This is a genomic window from Alicyclobacillus contaminans DSM 17975 (assembly GCF_000429525.1).
Classification (GTDB): Bacteria; Bacillota; Bacilli; order Alicyclobacillales; family Alicyclobacillaceae; genus Alicyclobacillus_A; species Alicyclobacillus_A contaminans.
This window is the reverse complement of the sequence record NZ_AUCA01000076.1, coordinates 1-6,966: the sequence shown is the minus strand read 5'-3', so window position 1 is coordinate 6,966 and position 6,966 is coordinate 1. Positions and strand designations below refer to the sequence as shown.

General features: G+C 54.6%; 8 protein-coding genes and 1 pseudogene. 1 reads left to right on the top strand and 8 read right to left on the bottom strand.

Going from position 1 to position 6,966, the window contains the following annotated elements; translation table 11 throughout:
* The 8 genes from G463_RS24140 to G463_RS0116660 all read right to left on the bottom strand — a co-directional run.
* The coding region (locus G463_RS24140) for a transposase (protein WP_035487890.1) at nucleotides 1-123 on the bottom strand (123 nt) is incomplete at its 3' end.
* A gap of 11 nt (nucleotides 124-134) precedes the next feature.
* Complete coding sequence (gene cas12b, locus G463_RS0116695; protein ID WP_026976055.1) at nucleotides 135-968, bottom strand: type V CRISPR-associated protein Cas12b; 834 nt, start codon at nucleotides 966-968, stop codon at nucleotides 135-137.
* A gap of 285 nt (nucleotides 969-1,253) precedes the next feature.
* A complete protein-coding gene (locus G463_RS21100; RefSeq protein WP_342663832.1) occupies nucleotides 1,254-1,781 on the bottom strand; it encodes a cupin domain-containing protein in 528 nt (175 codons plus the stop codon).
* A 355-nt stretch (nucleotides 1,782-2,136) separates the two neighbouring features.
* On the bottom strand, nucleotides 2,137-2,682 hold the full coding sequence (locus G463_RS0116680; RefSeq protein WP_026976054.1) for a hypothetical protein: 546 nt from the start codon (nucleotides 2,680-2,682) through the stop codon (nucleotides 2,137-2,139).
* Nucleotides 2,683-2,766: 84 nt separating this feature from the next.
* Entirely contained in the window at nucleotides 2,767-4,203 is a 1,437-nt protein-coding gene (locus G463_RS0116675) for a sensor histidine kinase (RefSeq protein ID WP_026976053.1), read from the bottom strand.
* Entirely contained in the window at nucleotides 4,200-4,913 is a 714-nt protein-coding gene (locus G463_RS0116670) for a response regulator transcription factor (protein WP_026976052.1), read from the bottom strand. The genes G463_RS0116675 and G463_RS0116670 overlap by 4 nt, the downstream gene beginning before the upstream one ends.
* Nucleotides 4,914-5,152: 239 nt before the next feature.
* Nucleotides 5,153-5,308: a hypothetical protein gene (locus G463_RS23275; RefSeq protein WP_169725499.1), complete on the bottom strand. Its 156-nt coding sequence runs from the start codon at nucleotides 5,306-5,308 to the stop codon at nucleotides 5,153-5,155.
* A 103-nt stretch (nucleotides 5,309-5,411) separates the two neighbouring features.
* Nucleotides 5,412-6,383 (bottom strand): COX15/CtaA family protein, encoded by a 972-nt coding sequence (locus G463_RS0116660; RefSeq protein WP_026976051.1) that lies wholly within the window; start codon nucleotides 6,381-6,383, stop codon nucleotides 5,412-5,414.
* Nucleotides 6,384-6,643: 260 nt separating this feature from the next.
* On the opposite strand from G463_RS0116660, the pseudogene G463_RS0116655 reads away from it, so the two are divergent.
* A pseudogene (locus G463_RS0116655) lies at nucleotides 6,644-6,832 on the top strand (transposase); the annotation flags it as partial.
* Nucleotides 6,833-6,966: the final 134 nt, after the last annotated feature.

Genomic DNA, 6,966 nt, shown 5'->3' with positions numbered 1-6,966 from the left:
CCTGTAATACAGACTCTGGGCCACGCCATGCCGCCGACATACCTCGCTGATATTCGCACCGGGCATCATGCCCTCGAGCACGATGTTCATCTTCTCGTCCACTGTCCACTTACGTCCCGGCATCATAAACACCTCTACTTCATCTTAACCCATCCCTTCTGTCTGGGTTGACTCTGGGGCCAGTATACGGCCCAACCTGGTTGATCCGCAAAGTGCTTGGCATGGTAGGCGTAGACCCGTGCACTCAGTGCGTCATATTCCTCGCGGACGCGACGGTTCCACGACTCCCACGACAGCAGACCTTCGATGGCCTGCTGGAACATGTCCCTATCCCACGTTCTTACCCCTTGGTCCTTCGCCAGCGGCAACCACGCGATGCCCTCTGTCGACTCCGTGAAGACCTTCAGAAAGGGCTTTAGGCCCATGGATGCCAGCTGAGCGGGAATATGTTTCGCTGGATCGGACTCCTTCTCACGGAGCCATCGGTTGTACTCCTCCTCGTACGGCAATCCCTGCTCCTGAAGCCGCTTCCATCGCGGCTTGTTGCCGGCTTTCGACTCTCCGGTCAATCCTTTGCTATCTTTCCATGCCAGTGGGCTCAAGAACTTGCGGGAAAGAGAAGCCGCGTCCCCCTTTTTCCCAACCGCCGAAGGGACAATCAACTCATACAAGGCCCTCATCACCTGAAGCAGCTCTTCATCCGTGTGCGAGGTCCGCCCCACATTCTCCTTCTGAACCTGACGCAGCCTGCGAAGCAACTCTCTTTTGCAGTGCTCGGCCGACAGGACAATTTCAGGCTTGTCATCCTGATAGCGATAAACGTCCCCTTGGCGCATCAAAAGCAGCCATTCCTGGTAATAGCGAACCCCTTCGTTGAATACTTCATGCGTCTTGTATATGCCACGCCGAATCCTTGTGTACTGAGGGCCGCCAATCATAAGTTTGAACTTGATGGATTTCACGGACATGTCGTATCACCCTGCCCCTTCCATGACGCATTCCCTTTTCTGGATAGAATACGACACAGCGAGAGGAATTTCCTGTATCTTCAACATGACTACTTATACAACGCAGTGCCGACCGGAACGACGTATGAACACCGTCCGCTCCCCAGCCATTTCGTCTCTTTTCAGACGGAGCGCACAAAGACCAGGTTATCCTGCGGTCCTATAGACCGTTGTACTTAGCATTGCCAATACGGAGTATCCTTACCCGCCAATCTCTGGGTCGCGTATGCGTTCAGAAACCCGCTTTCATGGCTCTGGCGGTCCAATGACCACAGTGCGAGTCAATGCAGATAATGCTTTTCTTGTCGCTGATTCATTCAGACCGTAGGTATACGCGAGCACTTCAGGCGGAGTGAGCCTCAATACATCAGATCCCGGTATAAACTCTGGGATTGGAGCATCAAAGATGGCAAGTAAATGCGTGGCATCGACCGTGGCAATCTCATAGTGCCACCAGCCCTGAGGCACATTCGCCACCTGTCCAGGTGTGATGGGAATGTTGATCAACTGCTTTGTAAACGGATTGACCAACGATACAACCGCCGCTCCGGAAATACAGTACACCAGCTCCGATGCGTTTTGATGGGTGTGCGGTTCAATCACATTGGATCGACTCAAAAAAATATCCAGCAGAGAGACCCTACCCAAAGTATTCAATTCCCGAACAGACAGCACATTGATAAAATTATGATTATTCTTAACAAAGAAAGGGTTATTGTTCACATCAAAGTGGAATTGCACATCTGGCGACGTAAAGTCCATGTATGAGATCATGTCGGGCTTCCTCCCCTTCTCGTCAACTGGGCATTTGACAGTCCCGACACATCATATGCTGTTTCATTTCAAACGTCATTCGTTCTTTGGTTTGGTCGGCCGACACGATGTTGACCACTCGGTTCCATGATGAAACAGGCACCCCATCGATGGACAAAACTCAGCGGCCCGTTTTGCTGCAATTGCCCCGCCAGTTAAGCCAGAATCTCCTATTGGGAACAAATGAACAAAACACTCTGTTCCAACCCAACATCAATGATCCAGGCGTTGTCCGCATTGTCCGTGGCAACTTTCGCACAAAAACAAAGGGCCCGGCACACCGGCACGGGCCACGCAACCATCTTTCCGTTCAAACTCACGCGGTGGACGAGGATGACGATCCGCTCCCAGACGCGCCCGTCGCCGACAGCGCATGCTCCACGTTTTGCAATTGCTGTTGCTTGAGGTCAATCAAGTTTTGCAAATCGGTGATTTGAGTCTGGAGATCCGTGACCAACTTGGCCCAGTCCTTGTCCTGCCTGTCCGTCAGAATGGCGGCCTGATTCGTGTCGAGCTTGGTCCGAACACCGAGGACTTGCTCGTGCGTGGTCACCATTGCCTGGTAATCGGTTGGATCCGTCTGCTTCACATGACGGCCCTTCAGATTCTTGACATCTGCTGTCAACTGCTGGTTCAACTGCCGACGCTGCTGCTCCAACGACTTGATTTGCTGCAGTGCCGCTTTGATTTGACTCGCGTACTGCCCCGAGTTGGCCGTCACAGTAACGACTGCGGCTGAGTCGCCCGTGCTGGCGTCGCCGCCCCTGCCACCACTGGTCGCCGCATACGCCACCGCCCCCGTCACCGACATGGTCAACAGAACGGCCCCCACACTGCCGAACACTTTCGTTTTCAGATTCATGATACATTCCTCCTTGCAAAATGGATTGGCTTGCTGTTGCAGTTTGCAGTGTACAGAGGAATTGTGTCACGAATATGTCAGCCATCACCCTTGCGAACGCATGCCATCGTCCAACACCGGCAGGCGCAATGTGAAAGTGGTGCCCTTGCCGACCGTGGAGACCACGTCAATCCGCCCCCCCATGCGCTCCACCAACAGTTTCGTGATGGTCAGACCGAGTCCGGTTCGATGTTGGCCGGCGGTCTTACCGCCACCGCCGGTGTAGAAGCGTTCCCAGATGTGCGGCAGTACATCGGGCGGGATGCCCTCGCCGGTGTCCGAGACCTGCACCTGCAACTGGTGGTTGACCACGGTGCTCACCACGGCAATCTCTCCAGCAGCCGTGTGCCGAATGGCATTGTCCACAAGATTGAAGAGAACCTGTGTGAGCCTGTCCGCATCCGCCCAGACCGTGATGTCATTGTGCGAATGGGATTCCCGCCAGACCAGGCCCTTTTCGTCCATCCGCACCTGCACCCTATCTCGCACGTCCGATACCACGGATGGCCACGACACCGAGGCCATCTGCAGTTGAATGTGCCCCGTCTCGATGGCGGACAGATCGAGCATTGTGTTGAGCACGGCATTGAGGCGCTGCAACTCCTTGTAGGCGGTTTCGAGGTACGTCCGGTGCATCTCCGGTGGAATGACTCCGTCCAAAATGCCTTGGATGAAGCCGCGCACAGAGGTGAGCGGCGTCCGCAGTTCGTGGGACACGTCGGCGATGAGGTCTTTCCGCATCGCTTCGAGGCGTTCCAGTCTGTCCGCCATGTCGTTGAACGTCTCCGCCAGCCTTGCCACTTCATCGTCTCCATCCACCGGGATGCGTTCGTGCAGTCGCCCCTGGCCAAATGCCTGCACCGCGCGGGTGACACGCCCAAGCGGCCCCGCGAAGCGTCGCGTAATGGCGTAGATCACGCCGATGGAGAAGACCATCACAAACAGCGCAATCAAGAAGGTGATCCGGGCGATTTGCCGGAGCTGCAGCCCCTTCACGGCGGATCGCAGAAATAGCGCCCCAACCACGCGGCCATTCTGCGTAATTGGCACCCCCACCGTCACAGTGGTCGCTCGGTCGACCGTCCCAAATACCCCTACGAACTGCACACGTTGTCCGCTCAACACACGCCGCAACGCACGGACATTGCGAATCGCGCTGCGGTCAATCAGGAACCGGGCCAGTTCTTTCGCCTCGACGGCCGCATTGCTTCCTTCCAGCAGCAGGATGTTGACCTTGGTGTTGTCCACCATTTCATCATAGGCGACCAACTGCTTGAAACTCGCGTCATTCGTCTGGGGTTGATTGGATTGGAGGTACGGCAGCAGTTCCACCGCCTGCCGGTTCAGCGCGGTCCAGCGCTGCTGAACCAGCACGTGCCGAATCTCCACCGTCAGTGCAACCGAAAGCGCCGCAAAGGCGAGGATGATGACACCGATATAGCCAAACAACGTCTTTCGAAATAGGGAGGTCAATCCCGTCATCCCTTCGTTTCAAACTTGTATCCCAGACCGCGGACGGTGACAATCGCCCAGTCCTCGTCCCCCGGCCCCAACTTCTGGCGCACGCGTTTAACAAACACGTCCACCACCCTGTCCTCGCCCATGTAGTCAATCCCCCACACCAGGTCCAACAGCTGCTGCCGAGACAAGATGCGGTTGGGATTTTGGACAAAGATGCGGAGCAGCTGGTATTCACGCGCCGTCAGATCGACCGGGCGTCCATCGGCCGTGACCGTGTGGCCCGCCGTGTCAATCCGGAGGCGGCCAAAGCGGAGTTCGGTCTTGGGCGGCACGTCAATCCGCGCGTGATACGTCCGCCGCAGCAGCGACGTGGCGCGGGCCACCAGCTCGTTCGGATCGAACGGCTTCACCAGATAGTCGTCCGCGCCAAGCCCGAATCCCTTGAGCTTGTCCGAACCTTCTCCCTTAGCGGTGACCATGAGGATGGGGATGTCGCCCTGCTCACGAACACGTTGACAGAGCGTCCAGCCGTCCATGTCCGGCATCAGGATGTCGAGAATGATCAGGTGTACATCCCCCTGCTCCAGCCGAGCCAATCCGTCCGTACCGCTGTAAGCGCACACCACGCGGTAACCCTTGTTTTCCAGATAGAGGCGGATGAGATCGACAATGTTCGGATCGTCATCCACAACCAGAATGCGGTGATCACTGGGTTGAAACCATTCGCTCATCCTGCTCCCCCGTCTGACGAAAGATGAACCCCGAACAGAGACTGTCCGTCCCAATGAGGGTATGGACGGTCTCGCGTCCCAATTATATTTCGATGATAGTGGAACGCTTTGTGAGGCACAATCTTGCATGGGCGAATGGAGAAGCCAAGGGGACGAAAGTTGGTGGCCGCACAATAATAAAGGAACTGCCCCACGTGAGCATCAGCCACGGATGGGACAGTCCCACCAAAATTCGATTCTCAGTACACCACTGGACCTGCACCGACACCTGCGCCACAACCGCAGCCACCAACATAGCCCCCGCCAAATGGCACCAGCAAGAAGAACAGCACAAAGATAATCAGGAACACAACCGCCCAGCGCGTATATCCGCCGAACACGCCACCATCGTACACGGACAGCACCCCCTCCCCGCAGGTATGCCTCATCTTACGATGGCGGGTCCCACCGGGAAGCGGCAGCAGTCCAGGAGATCGAAAGCGACGTAAAAGTCACCTTTCACGCCACATGACCACTTACCTTACGAAACCGTGTTCTGTTTGCGGTACCCACATAGGTCTTGGATACAGCAAAGGCGATGACGCCCTGAATCAGACCCGCTACTCCCCAGTGAAACGTGACAACAACCAGTTCAAGCTTCGTAGCCAGTGAGGCAACGCCTAGGATGGCTTGGACGACAATCAAAGCGATGACCAAAATCGCTGTTTTCGTCAAACGCTTCTTTTGGAAAGCAACCCGTGCAAACCATACTCCCGCGATAATCAGCAACAAAGCGGTTGCCATGTGGATGTTCAACAAGGCCTGCGAAATCACTTGAGATGGGGGAACGGTTTGTCCGTGACTTAAAATGTAACTATCTTCGCCAAATAGCGCTTGACTTGCGCCTGTATGCCGAAAAACCGCACCGGCTGCCACAGTCAACATTCCCACAGCGTAGAGAGTCCATGCACGCGGTCGCAGGGCCCGGCTCTCCACATTCGGTTCTGCCGTTACATCTCCCTGTTTAATTTGATATTCACGTTGGGCGAGGTTAGCCAAATGAACGAAAAGGGATAGCATAACCATGCTGTTGAGCACGTCCACCGTCGTGGCGACACCAGGGAACACAAATAAGACAATCATGCCTGCATAGACGATTTGTATCAACAGTGAAAGCAGTCCAAGACAACCTGTCCACACCATTGCACGATTGTGACGATACGATGTAAACAACCAAATGAGCAACCAAATCACGAGAGCCCCAAGGAATAACGCGACAAATCTGTGTACCAGCTCAAAAATGAGCGATCCAGTAATCTGAAATGCACCTGATTTTCCACAATACGGCCAACTGGGACAGACGAATCCCGCGTCCTCGCCGACAATGATTCCTGCCAAAACCATCTGTACGCCAATGATGATCGTCGTAAACCACGCAAGACGATGAAATTTCATCAACAACCATCCTTTTATTAAACTGCCATCCAGCATACCACTCGCCCCCTTGAGCCAAGGGGGAAATACGGCGGCAGTAACGAAACTTGTATGACGGAAATGCGAGTATAATGTGAACTGATACAGGGACCTGTTATTTTGGGATAAACCTCGTGCAAAAACTACTTGAGAAATGGGGGCGAATGCGCGTTAAAGTCTCCGGTAGTGGTGTAAATTCTGAGGCTTGATGTTGACGAAAAAAGCCATCGAGTGCACTCTACTAAAAGTGGCCAAACAATCAGTAGAGGAGGCACTCGATGGCTTCTATGGACAAGATCGCACTTTTGGAGCTGATTCGCAAGATCGGTTTGGAAGATGGAGGTGTCGACTTTCTGCGGGAGGGTTTGAAGGTCCTTGCCGAAGCCGTGATGGATGCCGAGGTCAGTCAGCTCCGCGGTGCTGAGCGCTTCGAACGCAGCACGGAGCGCAAGAATTACCGCAATGGTGGTGTTAGGATGAAATAGTGGACGCAACGAATCAAGAATGTAAGAATAAGGCGATTCGAGGTGAGCCACATGACACAGAAGTACGACAAGGAATTCAAACTTCACGCAGTTCAATTGGCTTTGGAGAGTGGGAA